Origin of the sequence: Mesorhizobium intechi, assembly GCF_002879535.1 — a bacterium.
GTDB classification, from domain to species: domain Bacteria; phylum Pseudomonadota; class Alphaproteobacteria; order Rhizobiales; family Rhizobiaceae; genus Mesorhizobium; species Mesorhizobium intechi.
Genome location: NZ_PNOT02000048.1, coordinates 1 through 16,789, shown reverse-complemented (window position 1 = coordinate 16,789; position 16,789 = coordinate 1). Strand labels below are relative to the sequence as shown.

The window sequence follows — 16,789 nt, the reverse complement described above, 5'->3', positions numbered from 1 at the left end:
TCAACGAAACGTGATCGCTGGCCGGCCTCAGCCGCGCCTTTTCCTGGGCTTTTCCAACAGGGCGAGCGCCTCGACATGGGACGACCACAGGAACTGGTCGATCGGCGTCACGCTTTTCAGGGTGTAGCCGCCGTCGATGAGGATGCGCAGGTCGCGAGCCAGCGTCACCGGATTGCAGGACACCGCGGCAACGAAGGGGACATCCGAGCGGGCGATCTGCTTCGACTGGTCCTCGGCACCCGCGCGCGGCGGATCGAAGACAAGGCCGTCGAAGGCGTTCAACTCCTTGAACGTCAGCGGCCGGCGGAAAAGGTCGCGACGCTCGCCCGTCACCCGCTTCAGGCCGGTCGCGAATCGTGCCCCCCGATCGAGCGCCGAGAGAGCCGCCGCATCGCCCTCCACCGCATGGACTTCCGACTTCGCGGCCAACCGCAAGGCAAAGCTGCCGCAGCCGGCGAAAAGATCGGCGACCTTCTTGGCTCGCTTCAGATGTGAGCCGACGATCTCGGCCATGGCCCGCTCGGCGGCCTCGGTCGCCTGCAGGAAGGCGCCGGGCGGCACGGCGACAGCGACGCTGCCGAACATGACCACGGGCTTCCTCGGTTCGATGATGATCTCGTCATCGATGGACAGCCTGGCGAAGCCTTGCGCCAGGACAAAGTTGGAGGCGATGCGGCGCTGGTGTTCGCCAAGCTTGCCGGACTCATGCACCGCGATGTCGAGGCCCGACCCCGTCATGGTGACCGCCATCCGGAACGATTTGGTGGTGGCGCATATCAAATCGGCGAGCGACCTCAACCGATCGAGTGCTGCGACGATCGCTGGCAGCGAGATCGGGCATTCCGATATGGAAATGATTTCCGGCGACAGGTGACGATTGAAGCCGAGCAGCATGCCCCCCTCGGCGCGCCGGGCGGCGAGCACGACACGGCGGCGCGTGTGCGGCGCGCAGGCGACCAATTCGTCGATGCTGCAATCGATGCCCTTCAGGGCGTGCACCACCTTGTCGCGTTTCCACTGGCGATAGGCTGCGGCCTCGAAATGCTGGAGGGCACAGCCGCCGCATTCGGTGAAATGGCGGCAGGCGGGTTCGATGCGCAGCGGCGACGCCTCCAGGACCGCCATCAGCGCTGCACGATCCCGTTCGCGCGCGGCGGTGACCGTCTCGCCGGGCAGCGTGAAGGGGATGAACAGGTCGCCGCCTTCGGTTTCGGCAATGCCGTCGCCTTGGGCGCCAAGCTTTCCTATGGTGAAGCGCGCGCTCATCGATCCTTGATCCCACCAAGCAGGAATTCGCGATTGCCGTCGCCGCCCTCGATCGGCGACAGATGCAGGCCGAGCGAACGCCAGCCCGGAACGGCGTCCAGCCAGTCCTGCAACAGGCCGGCGACACGGGCAGCATCGAAGGGGTCCTTTAACAGGCCGCCCTTGCCGATTGCCTCGCGACCCGCCTCGAATTGCGGCTTGACCAGAAAGACCGCGGCAGCACCAGGCTTCGCGACGGCGAGCGCTGGCGGCAGCGCCAGTCTCAGCGAGATGAAGCTGACATCGGAGACGATGAAACCCGGAATGCGGCCGGCAAGATCCGCGGCGGTGAGGTCACGGGCATTCAGCCCCTCGATGACCGTCACGCGCGGGTCCTTGCCGACATCGGGATGGATCTGGCCGTGCCCGACGTCGATGGCGGTGACATGGGAGGCACCACGCTCCAGCAGCACCTGGGTGAATCCGCCTGTCGAGGCGCCGATGTCGAGGGCCTCGCGGCCGGCGGGATCGAGGCTGAAGTAATCGAGCCCGCCGATGAGCTTCAGCGCCGCGCGCGAGACATAGCCTTGCGCCGGATCATCGATGGCAACAAGGCATTGCGGCGAAACGTTCTGACCGGGCTTGCGGGCAATGGTGCCGTCAACCGTCACCGTGCCGCGCTCGACCGCGTCGCGGGCACGCGAACGGGTGGCAAACAGGCCGCGCTGGACGAGCAGGTCGTCGAGCCGCTGGCGGGTGCTGGCTGGCGGAGGCGAGTTCATCGGCCTTCATGGCGAAAGCCGGCAGCGAAGGCAAGAACATTGGGGCGGGACAAGGAAAGAAGCAGCGACCCCATCGAGCCGCGCTACCGCTTGCGTGCATCGTGTCAGGTCCGGCAAAATGACAGGCGACGAGAACAGCCCGCTATTGTCGGAACAGGAGGACGAATGCTGACGGGAACCTGCCACTGTGGCGCAACCCACTGGACCCTGGAGGGCGACCCCGGGCCGATCACAGCCTGCAACTGCACCCTTTGCCGGCGTTATGGCGCGCTCTGGGCCTATGATTACGTCGACAGGCGCATTCGCGTTTCGGGACCGGTGGGGAGCTACACGCGCGCCGGAAAGGACAGTCCGTCGCTCGAAATCCTGTTCTGCCCGACCTGCGCCTGCGTGCTGGCCTGGCGTGGTTTGCGCGCAGAGGCGTCTGGCCAAACGCGCATCGCCGTCAATGTAAGGCTGGCGCCACCCGAGGCGGTCGCCGATCTGCCGATCGACCATTTCGACGGTCTCGAAACATATGACGACCTGCCCCGAGACGGCCGTCGCGTGAGCGATATGTGGTTCTAGAAGATGGTGCGCGAAACCTGACGCTCGGTGGCCGGAGACAAACCGTCGCCCCGATCCCCTGAAGCTTGCACAGCAGGATGCTCGGTGGTGGGGGTCGGAACAGGATCCGGCAGGATCACGAGCTGCGGTACCTGCTTATAGGAAAATCCGCCGCGGATATCACCCATCTTGCTGGCAACGATGCCCTGCACCGCCTTTTCGAGATTGCGATCATAGCGCGTCCCGGCGGCGGCGGGTGCAGCGATCATGGCCAGAAAAGCCACGCCGCACAGAAGCGTCTTCATTGTCTTTGTCTCCCTGCCTGACGCCGATCTAGCAGGGCGCCGTTGAGAAACGGCCAAGGGACACGGTAAGCAGAATGCCAACCGGCAGTGTTAACAATGCGTTACGAAATCAAGCCGGCAAATCGATTCAAGCGCTTGAGGTTTTGAATCAGCCGCGCTGTGCCAGATGTTAATTCACGCGCGCTGGGCGCGGGCCGTATGCCCAAGCGCGGTGAAAACGGTTCGCACGATGCCGGCCGCATCGAGACCGGCATCGGCATACATCTTCTCCGGCTTGGCGTGGTCGGTGAATATGTCGGGCAGCACCAACGGGCGCACCTTCAGGCCGCTTTCCAGCAGTCCTTCATGGGCAAGGAACTGCAGCACATGGCTGGCGAAGCCGCCGATGGCGCCCTCCTCCACCGTGACCAGAACTTCGTGCGAGCGGGCGAGCCGGCGGATCAGATCCTCGTCGAGCGGCTTGGCGAAGCGGGCATCGGCAACCGTGGTGGAAAGCCCGGCCGCACCGAGTTCCTCCGCAGCGATCAGGCAATCTTGCAAGCGCGTACCGAAGGACAGCAGCGCCACCTTTGTGCCTTCCCTGACGATGCGGCCCTTGCCGAGTTCGAGAACCGAGCCGCGCTCCGGCATGTCGACGCCAACGCCGTTGCCGCGCGGATAGCGGAAGGCGATCGGGCCATCATCGTAACTCGCGGCGGTGCGTACCATGTGGCGCAGTTCCGCCTCATCGGCGGCCGCCATCACGACAAAGCCCGGCAGGCTTGCCAGGAAGGTGGTGTCGAACGCGCCGCAATGGGTGGCGCCATCGGCGCCGACGAAGCCGGCGCGATCGATCGGGAAACGCACCGGCAGTTTCTGGATAGCGACGTCATGGACGACCTGGTCGTAGGCGCGCTGCAGAAAGGTCGAATAGATCGCCGCGAACGGCTTGTAGCCTTCGGTCGCGAGACCGGCAGCAAAGGTCACCGCATGCTGTTCGGCAATGCCGACATCGAAGGTCCGTGACGGGAACACTTCACCGAACAGATCAAGGCCCGTCCCACTCGGCATGGCGGCGGTGACGGCAACGATGCGATCGTCCTCGCGGGCTTCTTGGATCAGACTTTCGGCGAACACCTTGGTGTAGGCCGGTGCGTTGGCCGGCGCCTTGGCCTGCGCGCCGGTGATGACGTCGAACTTGTTGACGCCGTGGTACTTGTCGGCGGCCGCCTCCGCCGGCGCATAGCCCTTGCCCTTCTGGGTGACGACATGGATCAGCACCGGGCCTTCGCCATTGTCGCGGACGTTTTTGAGCACCGGGATCAGATGTTCGAGATTGTGGCCGTCGATCGGACCGATATGGTAGAAACCGAGTTCCTCGAACAGCGTGCCGCCGGTGACATAGCCGCGCGCATGCTCGACAGCCCTCGTGATCGCACGATCGGCGCGCTTGCCGAGATAGGATGTCAGCTTCTTGCCGAAGTCGCGCAGGCCGGTATAGGCCTTGCCGGAGGCGAGGCGCGCCAGATAGGCGCTCATGGCGCCGGTGGGCGGCGCGATAGACATATCATTGTCGTTGAGGATGACGATGAGCCGGGCATCGAGCGCGCCGGCATTGTTCATCGCCTCGTAGGCCATGCCGGCCGACATGGCGCCGTCGCCGATGACGGCGATGACGTTGTTCCGGCCGCCGGAGAGGTCGCGGGCGGCGGCCATGCCGAGGCCAGCCGATATAGAGGTCGAGGAGTGTGCGGCGCCGAAGGGATCGTATTCGCTCTCGGCGCGTCGGGTGAAGCCGGACAGGCCACCTTCCTGGCGCAGCGTACGGATGCGGTCGCGGCGGCCGGTCAGGATCTTGTGCGGATAGGCCTGGTGGCCGACATCCCAGATCAACCGGTCGGCCGGGGTGTTGAAGACATAATGCAGCGCCACCGTCAGTTCGACCACGCCCAGGCCGGCGCCGAGATGGCCGCCGGTGCGCGATACGGCGTCGACCAGTTCGAGGCGAAGCTCGGACGCCAGTTGCGGCAGGTCGCTCTCGTCAAGCGCGCGCAGATCCGCCGGGATGCGGACCTTGTCGAGTAGCGGCGTATGCGGCGTTGCGTTCACGGGTGCTCAGGCCTTCTGTTCAACGGCGGGATAGGCCGCCGGCCGGCGAAAGTAAATGCGTGTCGGTGAAGAGGGTCTATCAGGTCCCCTCGCCGACTTCCTCAGCTTTCCGGCAGCGGGATGAACTCTTTCTCATCTCCAGGAACGATATCGAAGCGTCCTGTCTTCCATTCCTGCTTGGCCTGTTCGATGCGCTCCTTCGACGACGAGACGAAATTCCACCAGATGTAGCGCTGCGAGCCAAGCGAGGCGCCGCCGAACAGCATGAAATGCGCACCGGTTTGCGACGATATGATGATCTCGTCACCGGGCCGGAATACCAGGAGCCGCTCTGCCGGAAAGACGTCGCCTGAAATCGCGACCTCGCCTTCCAGCGTGTAGATGGCGCGCTCTTCCGCATCGGCGGGGATCTTCACGCTGGCGCCCGGCGCCAGCCTAAGGTCCGCGTAAAGTGTGTCGGAATCGGCCCTCACCGGGGAGCGCAACCCCTGGAAATCGCCGATGACGATGCGGCCGCGGACGCCTTCGGCATCGATCTCGGGCAGCTGCAAGGCAGCGGTATTCTCGAACACCGGCGCCACTTCCTCCTTGCTATCGGGCAAGGCGAGCCATGTCTGCAGGCCTGAGATCGACATTGGCGCGCCGCGCAATTCCTCCGGCGTGCGCTCGGAATGCACGATGCCGCGGCCGGCGGTCATCAAATTCACGTCGCCGGGCTGGATCACCATTTCGGTGCCCAGGGAATCGCGGTGACGGATCTTGCCGTCGAACAGATACGTCACCGTCGACAGGCCGATATGCGGGTGAGGACGGACATCGAGAGCCTGGCCCGCCCGCAGGATCGCCGGACCCATGCGATCGAAGAAAATGAACGGCCCGACCAGCCGCCGCCTTGCGGTCGGCAGCGCGCGACGCACCTCGAAGCCGCCAATGTCCTTGGCGTTCGGGATGACCATCAGCTCGATCTGGTCGCTGGCAAGGGCGTCGCCGGCCTCAGGGTCTTTCCCGGGAAAGAAGCTCATGAACTCTCCTTGTCAGCGGCCGAAGGCCACTTCGACGGCATCAGGCAAAGCGGATCGCCGCCTTTGCCCGCAGTTTGGCGGCCACCTCCTCGCGGTTGCGCGGATGCTGGTTGGTTTCGAGCGAATCGAGAAGTTCGCGCGCCGATGCCGCGATGGCTTCGACCGCGTGATCGAACGCATGCTGGTTCTGTTTCGACGGCCGCGTCGTCCCGCTCAGCTTGCGAACGAACTGGAGGGCAGCGTCGCGCACTTCGTCATTGGTCGCCGGCGGGTCAAAATTGAACAGGGTCTTGATGTTTCTGCACATCGCTTCCGTATCTCCTCTTGTCCTGGAGCCGTTTCAATCGGGACGAGTTTGATCCTCAACCATGATCGTGTCCAAAACCGGTAGGCTGCTCCGTGCCTCAGTCCGCGTCGAGCGGCTCGGTTCCGACCGGCTTGCCGTCGCGCGACAGCCTGATCTTCTCGACCTTGTCCTCGGCGGCCTTCAGCAGCCGGTCGCAATGCGCCTTCAGCGCCTCGCCGCGCTCGTAGATCTTGATCGACTGGTCGAGCGGCACGTCGCCACGCTCCAGATCATCGACGATCTTCTCCAGCGCGTCGAGTGCCTGCTCGAAGCTCATCGCCTTGACGTCTTCGTTGGTTTCACCAGCCATCATTCATCCTTTCATCAGTCGCCCGACATGGGCGGCGACCGAAAATGCCAGCCCCTGCAGGTCGTAGCCGCCCTCGAGCAGGCTGACGAGCCGGTTGCCGCTGTGGCGCGCGGCGCTCTGCATCAACTGGCCGGTCGCCCAGTCGAAATCATCCTCGGTCAGGTTGATCTCGGCCAGCGGATCGCGGTGATGCGCGTCGAAACCGGCCGAAATGATGATCAGATCAGGCGCGAAATCGTCGAGCGACGGCAGCACCCGCGACAGGAAGGCATCGCGAAACACCTCGCTGCCGGACTGCGGCGCCAAGGGCGCGTTGACGATGTTGCCGGCGCCGGTCTCGGTCTTCGCGCCAGTACCGGGATAAAGCGGCATCTGGTGCGTCGAGCAATAGAGAACCGAGGGATCGTCCCAGAAAATATCCTGCGTGCCGTTGCCGTGATGCACATCCCAATCAACGACGGCGACACGCTCGGCGCCATGCTTCTTCTGCGCATAGCGCGCCGCGATGGCCGCCGTGTTGAAGAAGCAGAAGCCCATCGCGGTGGTCTTTTCGGCATGGTGGCCGGGCGGCCGGGCGGCGACGAAGACATTGTCGGCGCGGCCTGCAAAGACGTCGTCAACGGCGGCGTTGGCGGCACCGATCGCGGCGATCACCGCCTGCCAGCTCTTCGGGCTGGCGGTGGTGTCGGCATCGATGCGGGCAATACCCACTTCGGGAATGGCGGCACGCACACGGGCGACGAAATCGGCGGGGTGCGCGTAGAGGATGGTGGCCTCGTCGCCCTCCGGCGCCCTGACGCGATCGAGCGCGGCAAAGGCCTCGTCATCGAGCACGCGCTCTATGGCGCGCAAGCGGTCCGGCCGCTCGGGGTGACCGGGCGGCGTGATGTGTTCGAGGAAGATCGGATGCGTGTAGAGACGAGTTGTCATGCTTCCTATCTAGTGCCCCGGGGCCGCGATGGCCATGCATTGCGGCTCGATGGCTGGGGAAAATCGAGCCTGCGTCCATTGGCGTCGCTGCGGGGATTGGCGCAGCCGAGGCTTCGGCGTAAGGTCATCGCCACTGCCTGGTGCCCGCCGCAAGCGGGAGAATCGGGAACACGGTTGAATTCCGTGGCGTGCCCAACGCTGTGAGGGGGACCGCGCCGGTAAGTGCCACTGTCGATGACGGGAAGGCACCGGACGCGGGTTGATCCCGAGCCAGAAGACCGGCCTGGCAGGCATCGTCATCCGCATGGTCAGGCGGCTGGCATCAGAGCAACGTGCGTCCACTGCGACGCACGAGGTGTGCTCTGATGGTGTGAAACAATTGCAATCGCAAGGGGACGAGCGATGCCGGAACACATGACCGCTCCGATGGGCGATGGATTTGACCAGATGGCGCGCGACGCGGTTTACCGCGCCATGTTCACCCGGCGCGACGTGCGCAGCCACTTCCTGCCCGACGCGCTCGACGACGAGGTGCTGGCCCGGCTTCTGCTTGCCGCTCATCATGCGCCGTCGGTCGGCTTCATGCAGCCGTGGAATTTCATCGTCATCCGCGACGCCGCGCGACGGGGGGATGTGCGTGACCTGTTCCTGGCCGCGCGCGAACAGGAACTGCCTGAAATCGAGGAGGAACGACAGGCGCTCTACCGCAAGCTGAAGCTCGAAGGTATCTGCGAAAGCGCCGTCAACATCTGCATCACCTGCGACCGCCAGCGCTCGCAGGGTTCGCCGCTGGGCCGCTGGCACAATCCGGAGATGGATCTCTACAGCACGGTCTGCGCGGTGCAGAATTTCTGGCTGGCCGCGCGTGCCGAAGGCGTTGGCGTCGGCTGGGTCAGTATCATTGAGCCGCAAGCGTTGAAGAGCCTGCTGTCCATTCCCGAGCATGTGACGCCCGTCGCCTATCTCTGCGTCGGCCGCGTTTCCGAGTTCGCATCCAAACCAGACCTGGAGACGCATGGCTGGGGTCGGCGGCTGCCGCTGCCCGACCTGATCATGAGCGAGACGTTTCGCGGGCAAGGTGAGGTGCCACTGAAATCGACCGTGGCCCGCCTCAAGGCCTCCGATGTCGCGCCCGCGACGACCTGCCCAGCCGGTCAGTTCGTTGCGCCGGCCGTGCCCCAGCGCGAGCCACCAAAGGAGGCCAGCGCCTTGTCCTTCAACTCCCTGAACTTCGACGACGCCTCGGCCAGCCTGATGTCCCAGGCCGGATCGGGCACCTGGCCGGCGATGGTCTTGAAGTAGACCTGCATCAGGCAAGCGATGGCGAAGGGCTCGATGAAGGCCGCCTTGAAGGCCCAGGCGAAGACGATGGCGAGCACGAAGGCCCAGCCGGCGAGTTGCCCGGGCATCATAAAGAGGATCGCGGCGGCTGGCGCCAGCATCAGCAGGAAGATGACGAACGACACGCCCCACATGATGACCGCCAGCCAGACGGCGTTCTTGACCATGGTCTTGCCATTCTGGGCGTAGAGCACGACGCCTTGCCGCGCCGTCTCGAAGGGCGACGACGAGTTGATGCGGATGTTGTAGCCGAGGATGATCTCGTCGACATAGGTGAGCGACAGGCGGATCACCGTGTTGATGAAGGAGACCAGACCGCTCAGCCCCGGAATGGGCAGGAAAGCGGCGATGCCGCCGAGCAGGCCGGTGATGGCGCGGATGGCGCCCTTGACCAGCTGGTCGACGACGAAAAGGATGTTGGCCTCGGCGAAACGCTCGGTCACGACCTGCCTGGCATAGGCGATCTGGTTCTGGCCGTCGGGGACGTCCCGGCCGTCGATCAGATGGACCATCACGGCGATATGGCCGGCCTTGACGACGTAGAGGATATACTCGCGGATCCAATAGACGGCGATCGAAACCACGCCGAAGCCGACCACGCCGCCCCACAGGGCAAAGGACATCGGCCCGTCAGGATCGGTGGAGATATGGCCGACGCCGTAGCCGACCGAAGCACCGGTGCCGGTCGCCACGATATAGGCAAGCGTGATGCCGAAATAGACGATCATGCGAAAGACAATGAAAGGCCAGGTCCGCATCATGATGGACACCGACCGGCCGATATCGAAATCCCACATGCCCGAATCTCCCCTCAGAGATGGCTGGGAAGGATGCGCTCACCCCGAGGATTGTCAATCATGAGCGGTGGACAGCGGTGCGCAATGGGATTTAGCTCTGTTGCGAAGCTGGTTTTCTGAGCAGTCCCTCGAGCAGTTGCTTGAACGCCGCAACCACGATCTTCGACGTCGCCTCGGGGTCGTCCGAATTGGCGATCCGCTGTGCCGCCTGGCTGCTGGCCCCGTTGATCAGCCGCGCGGCGGTCTCGGGGTCGACGCTCGGGACGACCACCCCTTCCCCCTGCAGCGCGGTCAGATGATCGGTCATCGAACCGACGCAGGCATTGGCATTCGACCATTGCGCGGGATCGCCCAGTACGGCCGGACCGTCGCGGAACATGATGCGCTGGATTTCCGGCTCCAGCGCCATCTCGATATAGGTCGTGCACTCGTCGACGAAATGCTGCCAGCGGGTCGGCGCTCTCGACGCGACCTCATTGACCCGAACAGCCATCTCGCCGTCGATTTCGGCGATAACCGCCTCCAGCAGTCCCTTCTTGTCGCCGAAATGGTGATAGAGGGCGCCGCGCGTCAGCCCGGCCGATGCCGTGAAATCATCCATCGACGCTTCGGCATATCCGATCGTGCCAAAGGCCCGGCGGGCCGCGGCAATCAGCTTGGCGCGCGTCTCGGCGATCATTTCCTTGCGGGGTCGGTGCATGTCCGGCTGGTCCTACTCACATACGCTTCGTATGCCAATTGACATACGTCGCGTATGTCCTATCTAATTCTCATACGCTTCGTATGCAATTGTCGGACCGCCTTTTGTCGAGGAACCATCATGCAAAACCCCTATACGGAAATTTTCCGCGCCCATGGAGCCAAGGGATTTGCGGCCGCCGGCTTCATGGCGCGCCTGCCAATCGCCATGGCGCCGATCGGCATCGTGGCAATGCTGTCGCAGACGCGCGGCGAATACTGGCTGGCGGGTGCTGTCTCGGCGACATTCGCGCTGGCCAACGCATTCCTGGCGCCACAAATATCGAGACTGGTCGACCGCCTTGGCCAGACGCGGATCGTCGTGCCCACGACAATCGTCTCCGTGCTCGCCTTCATCACTCTGATTGCGGCCGCTAATCAGGACTGGCCGGTCTGGACGCTGTTCGTGTCGGCGCTGCTGGCGGCGGTCATGCCCAGCATGCCGGCCATGGTGCGCGCACGCTGGACCGAGCTTTTCCGGGGCCGGCCCGAGATGAATACCGCCTTCGCCTTCGAATCGGCGGCGGACGAACTGGTCTATATCGCCGGCGCATCGCTGTCGGTCGGCCTCAGCGCCGCCATGTTTCCCGAAGCGGGCATGCTGGCAAGCACACTGTTCCTCGCCCTGGGATCGACCGCGTTCATCGTGCAGAGATCGACCGAGCCGCAAGTGCGCCCGGTGGATCACGGCTCGCGCGGCTCGGCGATCCGCCTGCGGCCAGTGCAGATCATCACCTTTGCCCTGATCTTCATCGGCGCGACCTTCGCGACGACGGAAGTGAGCACCGTGGCCATCACCAAGGAACTCGGCCAGCCCGGCGCCGCCAGCCTCGTCATCGGCGTCTACGCGCTGGGGTCGTTCGTGCTCGGCATCATTGTCGGCGCGCTCAACCTGAAGGCACCGCTGCAACGTCAGCTCGCCATCGCGGTCGCCCTGGTCGCGCTCGGCACCTTGCTGCCGCTCACCGCCAGCAGCGTGCCGCTTCTGGCGCTGACCGTCTTCATCAGCGGCGTGGCGATCTCGCCGACCTTCATCACGGCCTTCGGCCTGATCGAGCGGCATGTCCCCGAAGCGATGCTGACCGAAGGCATCACCTGGGTGACCACCGGGATCGGCATCGGCATGGCGCTGGGCTCATTCGCCGCCGGCGCCACGGTGGATGCGTTCGGCGCCCAGAACGGGTTCTGGGTCTCGGTAGCATCAGGCATGATCGCGCTCGCCACCGTGCTGCTCGGCCAGCGCATCCTTGCCACCCATGAATGCGAGTTGGACGGATGCGAAGCAGCCGCCGTTCCGGCCGAGTGACAGCCAGGATATGTCGACATTCAGGGCAGGCCGGCCCGCCCTGAATGTCGATATGTTCTAGAGGATCTCGGTCTTGGCAATGTGGATGCCAAACCCTTCGAGGCCCACATAATGACGCTCGCGCGAGGCAATCAGGTTGATCGAGGAAATGCCGAGATCTTTCAGGATCTGCGCGCCGAGGCCGATTTCGCGCCATTCGTTCTCGCGGCGGCGGGCCTCTTCGTGATCCTCGCGTTCGCCGCTCACCGGGCGCTTGCGCTCCTGGTGCGCGACGCCGACGGAGCCCTCCCTGAGATAGACGATGACGCCGCGCTTGCGCTCGCCCATCGCCTTCATGATGCCGTCCAGGCGATGGCTGGTGCCGAAGACATCGGTCACCACATCCTCGGAATGCAGCCGCACCGGTACGTCCTCGCCATCGCGTATGTCGCCAAAGACGACAGCGACGTGATGCATCGTGTCCCAGGGCAGGGTGTAGGTGAAGACCTGCGCCTTGCCGCCGAGCGTGTCGATATCGGAGCAAGCGACGCGCTCGACCAGCGTTTCCTTGCGCTGGCGGTAGGCAATGAGGTCGGCGACCGAAACCTGCTTCAGGCCATGCTCTTCTGCGAAAGCTTGCACCTGCGGCCCACGCTTGACGGTGCCGTCATCGTTGACCAGTTCGGAAATGACGCCGATCGGCGGCAGGCCGGCGAGCTTGCAGAGATCGACCGCCGCTTCTGTATGGCCCGAACGCATCAGGACGCCGCCTTCGCGAGCGATCAGCGGGAAGATGTGGCCGGGGCGGACGAAATCGGAGGCGCCGACATTGCCGTTGGCGAGGTTGCGCACGGTGAGGGTCCGGTCGTCAGCCGAAATGCCCGTCGTCGTGCCATGCTTGAAATCGACGCTGACGGTGAAGGCGGTGGTATGGGCCGAATCATTGTCGGCGACCATCGGCTGCAGGTTGAGCCGCTTGGCTTCCTCGCGCGGCATCGGCGTGCAGACGATGCCCGACGTGTTGCGTACGATGAAAGCCATTTTCTCCGGCGTGCAGTGAACGGCAGCGACGATCAGGTCGCCCTCGTTCTCGCGCCCGTCATCATCCATGACGACGACGATCTCGCCGCGTTCGAATGCGCGGATGGCTTCGACAATCTTCTTCTGATCGTAAGGCATGAACGCTCGCTTCGCTCGCAGGGCAGTAGGGGAATAGGGCAGTAAGGCAGTAGGGGAAAGCAAAAATTTGGCTGTCTGAGCGCGGGGCGTAGCATACTGCCTACTGCCCCACTGCCTTCCCTGTCTGTCCCCTGTGCCGCAGGTAGTGATCGGCAATGGCGCAGGCAACCATTGCCTCGCCGATCGGCACGGCGCGGATGCCGACGCAGGGGTCGTGCCGGCCCTTGGTCATCACCTCGACGTCGTGACCGTCCTTGTCGATCGACTTTCGCGGAGTCAGGATCGATGAGGTCGGCTTGACGGCGAAACGGGCCACGATCGCCTGACCGGTCGAGATACCGCCAAGGATGCCGCCCGCATTGTTGGACAGGAACACCGGGTTGCCGTCATTGCCGATGCGCATCTCGTCCGCATTCTGCTCGCCGGTGATGTGGGCGGCCTCGAAGCCGTTGCCAATCTCAACGCCCTTGACCGCGTTGATCGACATCAGGCCCGACGCAATGTCTTGGTCGAGCTTGGCATAGATCGGCGCGCCAAGCCCTGGCGGCACGCCGTCGGCGACGATCTCGATCACGGCGCCGACCGAGGATCCGGCCTTGCGGATACCGTCGAGGTATTGCGTGAAGACGGGAACCGAAGCGGGATCGGGTGTGAAGAATGGATTCTCCGCGTCGCCGATGAAATTCCAGTTCCAGTTGGCGCGATCGATCGATTTTTCGCCCATCGAAACCAGCGCGCCGCGCACCACCATGCCGGGCACCACCTTGCGGGCGAGCGCGCCAGCGGCGACCCGGGCGGCGGTCTCGCGGGCCGAGGAGCGGCCGCCGCCGCGATGGTCGCGTATGCCGTATTTGACGTCATAGGTGTAGTCGGCATGGCCCGGTCGATATTGGCGGGCGATCTCGCCATAGTCCTTGGAACGCTGGTCGACATTCTCGATCAGCATGGAGATCGGCGTGCCGGTGGTGATCATCGTCCGGCCGTCCTCGTCGAGGACGAAACCAGACAGCACCTTCACCTCGTCGGGTTCGCGGCGCTGGGTGACGAAGCGCGACTGGCCCGGCCGGCGCTTGTCGAGTTCGGCCTGGATTTCATCACGCGTGAAGCGGATGCCGGGCGGGCAGCCGTCGACCACGCAGCCAAGTGCCGCTCCATGGCTTTCGCCCCAGGTGGTGACGCGGAAAAGGTGGCCGAACGTGTTGTGAGACATGGAAAAGTGCCCTGCCCGGCAGCGGAGCCGGTTGAAGCCTGCCTTCTATTGGCGTTTTTTGCGGTGGTCAAACTGTCTTCCCTGCCGTTTAAGTTTTGACACATTCGGCTGGTTTCTGCTTTCTTCCATCCGCCGTTGAGGACCCGCCGCCACAGTGCCGGCGCAATGACCAAAGAGGACGATCATGCGTACCCTGATTGGCGCTGTTGCCGCCACCCTGCTGCTTTCCACCGCCGCATTCGCGGGACAGACCGAAGGCCTGATCAAGAAGATCGACAAGGACGCGCTGACCCTGACGCTGGACGACGGCAAATCCTACAAGCTGAACGCCGAAACCGATCTCGACTCGCTGAAGCCGGGCATGGACATCGTCATCGCTTACGATGTGACCAATGGCGAGAATGTCGTGACCGATATGCAGTTGCCGGACAGCGACACGAACTAGGTAAAGCGGCCTAAAGCCTCTCCAGGCTCCTGCCTTCTACAGCCACTCCAGGCTCTTGCCTTCTAGTTTGAGCACGCGGTCCTGTGGTATTTCCAGGTTCGCGGCCTCGTCCTCGGCCATATCAAGCACGAAACGGAACAGTGTGCGCATGACGCCGCCATGCGTCACGCAGACCGTCTTGCAGTCGATCTCGTCGAAGACGGGTTTCACCCGCTCGAGCAGCATCTGGTAGCTTTCCGCCCCCTCACCGGGCGGCTGGAAGTTCCATTTGTCCATGGCGCGGAACCGACTTGCACCGGGAGACTGCGTCTCGAGCTCGGCGAAGGTAAAGCTCTGCCAGTCGCCGAAATTGACCTCGACCAGCCTGATATCGGTTCGATAGGCGAGCGGATCGAGCTTCATCGCGGCGCGGATGCGTTCCATCGTTTCGCGCGTCCGCCGCATCGGGCTGGCGACGAAGTCGAATTCCCCGGGATCGCCGACAAGTTGGGCCAGCCGGCGCCCGTTTCCGGTCGCTTGCTCGCGGCCAAGGGCATTGAGATCGGTGTCGGCCTGGCCTTGAAGCCGGAACTCGGCGTTCCACGCGGTCTGGCCGTGGCGCACGATATAAACCAGCGGGTACATCAGGTCTTCCGGAGGTCGGGCCAGGGCCTGGGCGGAGGATGAGCGGAGGTGTTATTCCTTGACCGTCGAAATATCAGGTGCATCGACCGCCTTCATGCCGACCACGTGATAGCCGGAATCGACATGGTGCACCTCACCGGTGACGCCACGCGACAGGTCGGACAGGAAATAGACGCCGGAATCGCCGACCTCCTCCTGCGTGACCGTCTGCTTCAGCGGCGAATTGTATTCGTTCCACTTCAGTATGTAGCGGAAATCGCCGATGCCCGAGGCGGCCAGCGTCTTGATCGGGCCGGCCGATATGGCATTGACGCGGATCTTCTTGCCGCCGAGATCGACGGCGAGGTAACGCACGCTGGCTTCGAGCGCGGCCTTGGCGACGCCCATGACGTTGTAGTGCGGCATCACCTTCTCGGCGCCGTAGTAGGTCAGCGTCAGCAGTGAACCGCCCTCGGTCATCAGCGTCTCGGCCCGCTTGGCGATGGTGGTGAAGGAAAACACCGAAATGTCCATGGTGCGCAGGAAATTGTCGCGCGTCGTCTCGACATAGCGGCCCGTCAGCTCGTCCTTGTCGGAGAAGGCGATGGCGTGGACGAGGAAATCGAGCTTGCCCCAATGCCTGGCGACATTGGCGAAAACCTCGTCGAGGCTCGCCGGATCGGTGACGTCGCAATGGCCGGCGACAAAGGCGCCCAGTTCCGCAGCCAACGGTTCGACGCGCTTCTTGAAGGCCTCGCCCTGGTAGGTCAGCGCGATCTCGGCGCCATGGTCGACGCATGCCTTGGCGATGCCATAGGCAATCGACCTGTTGTTCGCGACGCCAAGAATAAGGCCGCGCTTGCCGGCCATCAGGCCCTGTCCACCCGCCATGTCAGCGCTCTCCGCAAGGTTTGTGCTTTGAGCAGTGCCTATCGCACAGGCACACAGCCCCTTCAAGCGCTCAAACCGGACAGTTCGGGGGACAATAGCTCTGGATCAGCCTTTTTGACCACGCAGCAACGCTTCGAGCGCGCTGTCGCCCTTTTCTGGTAGCATGATGCGGACATGGGCGTAGAGGTCGCCATGGCCGCCGGCCTTTTCCGGCAAGCCCCTGCCCTTGAGCCGCAGGACCTTGTCCGAGCTCGACCAGGCGGGAACGTTGACCGCCAGCCTGCCGGTCGGTGTCTCGACCGGCACCTTGGCGCCCAGCACCGCATCCGCCAGCGACACCGGCAGATCGGCATGCAGGTCGCGGCCCTCGATGCGGTAGCGCGGATGCCGGCGAATATGGATCTTGACCAGCGCGTCGCCGGGCTGGCCCGGCCCCTGCTCGCCCTGCCCCTTCAGCCGAATGGTCTGGCCATCCTCGACAAAGGCCGGCAGTTTGACCGCGATCTTGCGGCCATCGGGGAACATCGCCGTCACCTTTTCTGCGGTCGCGGCTTCCTCGATGGTGACGTCGAGCGTGACGTTCAGATCGGCCGCCGTCGCTGGCTGGCGGCGGTCGCCCATGCCGGCGCCGCGCGCGCCGGAAAAGGCGTCGCCGAAAATCTGGCTGAAAATATCGCTGTTGCCGTCGAACGGATCCCCGCCCGGGCGCCCCGAACGGAATTCGAA

18 protein-coding genes, 1 pseudogene and 1 riboswitch are annotated in these 16,789 nt (G+C 64.1%); of the genes and pseudogenes, 4 read left to right on the top strand and 15 right to left on the bottom strand.

Going from position 1 to position 16,789, the window contains the following annotated elements:
* Positions 1–27: 27 nt before the first annotated feature.
* Positions 28–1,266, bottom strand: a complete 1,239-nt coding sequence (locus C1D09_RS04355) for a class I SAM-dependent RNA methyltransferase (RefSeq protein WP_143973159.1) — start codon at positions 1,264–1,266, stop codon at positions 28–30.
* Positions 1,263–2,027, bottom strand: a complete 765-nt coding sequence (locus C1D09_RS04350) for a TlyA family RNA methyltransferase (RefSeq protein ID WP_143973158.1) — start codon at positions 2,025–2,027, stop codon at positions 1,263–1,265. The genes C1D09_RS04355 and C1D09_RS04350 overlap by 4 nt, the downstream gene beginning before the upstream one ends.
* Positions 2,028–2,192: 165 nt before the next feature.
* Here C1D09_RS04350 and C1D09_RS04345 point away from each other — a divergent pair, with 165 nt between their 5' ends.
* Positions 2,193–2,594 (top strand): GFA family protein, encoded by a 402-nt coding sequence (locus C1D09_RS04345; RefSeq protein WP_143973157.1) that lies wholly within the window; start codon positions 2,193–2,195, stop codon positions 2,592–2,594.
* Here C1D09_RS04345 and C1D09_RS04340 read toward each other — a convergent pair.
* The 6 genes from C1D09_RS04340 to C1D09_RS04315 all read right to left on the bottom strand — a co-directional run bounded on the left by C1D09_RS04340 (position 2,591) and on the right by C1D09_RS04315 (position 7,574).
* Positions 2,591–2,878, bottom strand: a complete 288-nt coding sequence (locus C1D09_RS04340; RefSeq protein WP_143973156.1) for a hypothetical protein — start codon at positions 2,876–2,878, stop codon at positions 2,591–2,593. The two genes, C1D09_RS04345 and C1D09_RS04340, sit on opposite strands and share 4 nt — an antisense overlap.
* A 174-nt stretch (positions 2,879–3,052) precedes the next feature.
* Positions 3,053–4,966, bottom strand: coding sequence for a 1-deoxy-D-xylulose-5-phosphate synthase (gene dxs / locus C1D09_RS04335; RefSeq protein WP_143973155.1), 1,914 nt, complete (start codon positions 4,964–4,966; stop codon positions 3,053–3,055).
* A gap of 101 nt (positions 4,967–5,067) precedes the next feature.
* Complete coding sequence (locus C1D09_RS04330) at positions 5,068–5,988, bottom strand: pirin family protein (protein WP_143973154.1); 921 nt, start codon at positions 5,986–5,988, stop codon at positions 5,068–5,070.
* 40 nt (positions 5,989–6,028) lie between these two features.
* On the bottom strand, positions 6,029–6,295 hold the full coding sequence (locus tag C1D09_RS04325) for a DUF2277 domain-containing protein (protein ID WP_010914875.1): 267 nt from the start codon (positions 6,293–6,295) through the stop codon (positions 6,029–6,031).
* A 97-nt stretch (positions 6,296–6,392) separates the two neighbouring features.
* Complete coding sequence (locus tag C1D09_RS04320) at positions 6,393–6,644, bottom strand: exodeoxyribonuclease VII small subunit (protein WP_027046614.1); 252 nt, start codon at positions 6,642–6,644, stop codon at positions 6,393–6,395.
* Positions 6,645–6,647: 3 nt separating this feature from the next.
* The gene (locus C1D09_RS04315) at positions 6,648–7,574 is read right to left on the bottom strand and encodes a histone deacetylase family protein (protein WP_143973153.1); all 927 of its coding nucleotides are present in this window, start codon (positions 7,572–7,574) and stop codon (positions 6,648–6,650) included.
* Between the two features lie 121 nt (positions 7,575–7,695).
* Positions 7,696–7,875: riboswitch (cobalamin riboswitch) on the top strand.
* A 101-nt stretch (positions 7,876–7,976) separates the two neighbouring features.
* On the opposite strand from C1D09_RS04315, the pseudogene bluB reads away from it, so the two are divergent.
* Positions 7,977–8,555, top strand: a pseudogene (gene bluB / locus C1D09_RS33660) (5,6-dimethylbenzimidazole synthase); the annotation flags it as partial.
* Between the two features lie 173 nt (positions 8,556–8,728).
* On the opposite strand, the gene C1D09_RS04305 reads toward bluB, so the two are convergent.
* Positions 8,729–9,712 carry a hypothetical protein gene (locus C1D09_RS04305; RefSeq protein ID WP_246135651.1) on the bottom strand — a complete coding sequence of 328 codons (984 nt, stop codon included), beginning with the start codon at positions 9,710–9,712 and terminating at the stop codon, positions 8,729–8,731.
* A 91-nt stretch (positions 9,713–9,803) separates the two neighbouring features.
* The gene (locus C1D09_RS04300) at positions 9,804–10,412 is read right to left on the bottom strand and encodes a TetR/AcrR family transcriptional regulator (protein ID WP_143973151.1); all 609 of its coding nucleotides are present in this window, start codon (positions 10,410–10,412) and stop codon (positions 9,804–9,806) included.
* A 120-nt stretch (positions 10,413–10,532) separates the two neighbouring features.
* Between C1D09_RS04300 and C1D09_RS04295 the strand changes: the two genes are divergently transcribed.
* On the top strand, positions 10,533–11,756 hold the full coding sequence (locus tag C1D09_RS04295) for an MFS transporter (protein ID WP_143973150.1): 1,224 nt from the start codon (positions 10,533–10,535) through the stop codon (positions 11,754–11,756).
* Positions 11,757–11,813: 57 nt separating this feature from the next.
* Here C1D09_RS04295 and ribB read toward each other — a convergent pair whose 3' ends face one another.
* Together ribB and aroC are read right to left on the bottom strand one after the other, a co-directional pair.
* A complete protein-coding gene (gene ribB / locus C1D09_RS04290; RefSeq protein ID WP_143973149.1) occupies positions 11,814–12,914 on the bottom strand; it encodes a 3,4-dihydroxy-2-butanone-4-phosphate synthase in 1,101 nt (366 codons plus the stop codon).
* 100 nt (positions 12,915–13,014) lie between these two features.
* A complete protein-coding gene (gene aroC, locus C1D09_RS04285) occupies positions 13,015–14,124 on the bottom strand; it encodes a chorismate synthase (RefSeq protein ID WP_143973148.1) in 1,110 nt (369 codons plus the stop codon).
* Between the two features lie 184 nt (positions 14,125–14,308).
* On the opposite strand from aroC, the gene C1D09_RS04280 reads away from it, so the two are divergent.
* Complete coding sequence (locus tag C1D09_RS04280) at positions 14,309–14,569, top strand: DUF1344 domain-containing protein (RefSeq protein ID WP_115139958.1); 261 nt, start codon at positions 14,309–14,311, stop codon at positions 14,567–14,569.
* Between the two features lie 36 nt (positions 14,570–14,605).
* Here the strand turns inward: C1D09_RS04280 and C1D09_RS04275 are convergent, their stop codons facing one another.
* From C1D09_RS04275 to C1D09_RS04265, 3 genes are all read right to left on the bottom strand, one after another.
* Positions 14,606–15,193 carry a histidine phosphatase family protein gene (locus tag C1D09_RS04275; protein ID WP_143973147.1) on the bottom strand — a complete coding sequence of 196 codons (588 nt, stop codon included), beginning with the start codon at positions 15,191–15,193 and terminating at the stop codon, positions 14,606–14,608.
* Positions 15,194–15,244: 51 nt separating this feature from the next.
* Entirely contained in the window at positions 15,245–16,063 is an 819-nt protein-coding gene (gene fabI / locus C1D09_RS04270) for an enoyl-ACP reductase FabI (protein WP_143973146.1), read from the bottom strand.
* A 105-nt stretch (positions 16,064–16,168) separates the two neighbouring features.
* Positions 16,169–16,789 (bottom strand): DnaJ C-terminal domain-containing protein (locus tag C1D09_RS04265; RefSeq protein WP_143973145.1); only part of this gene is annotated, 621 nt, incomplete at its 5' end.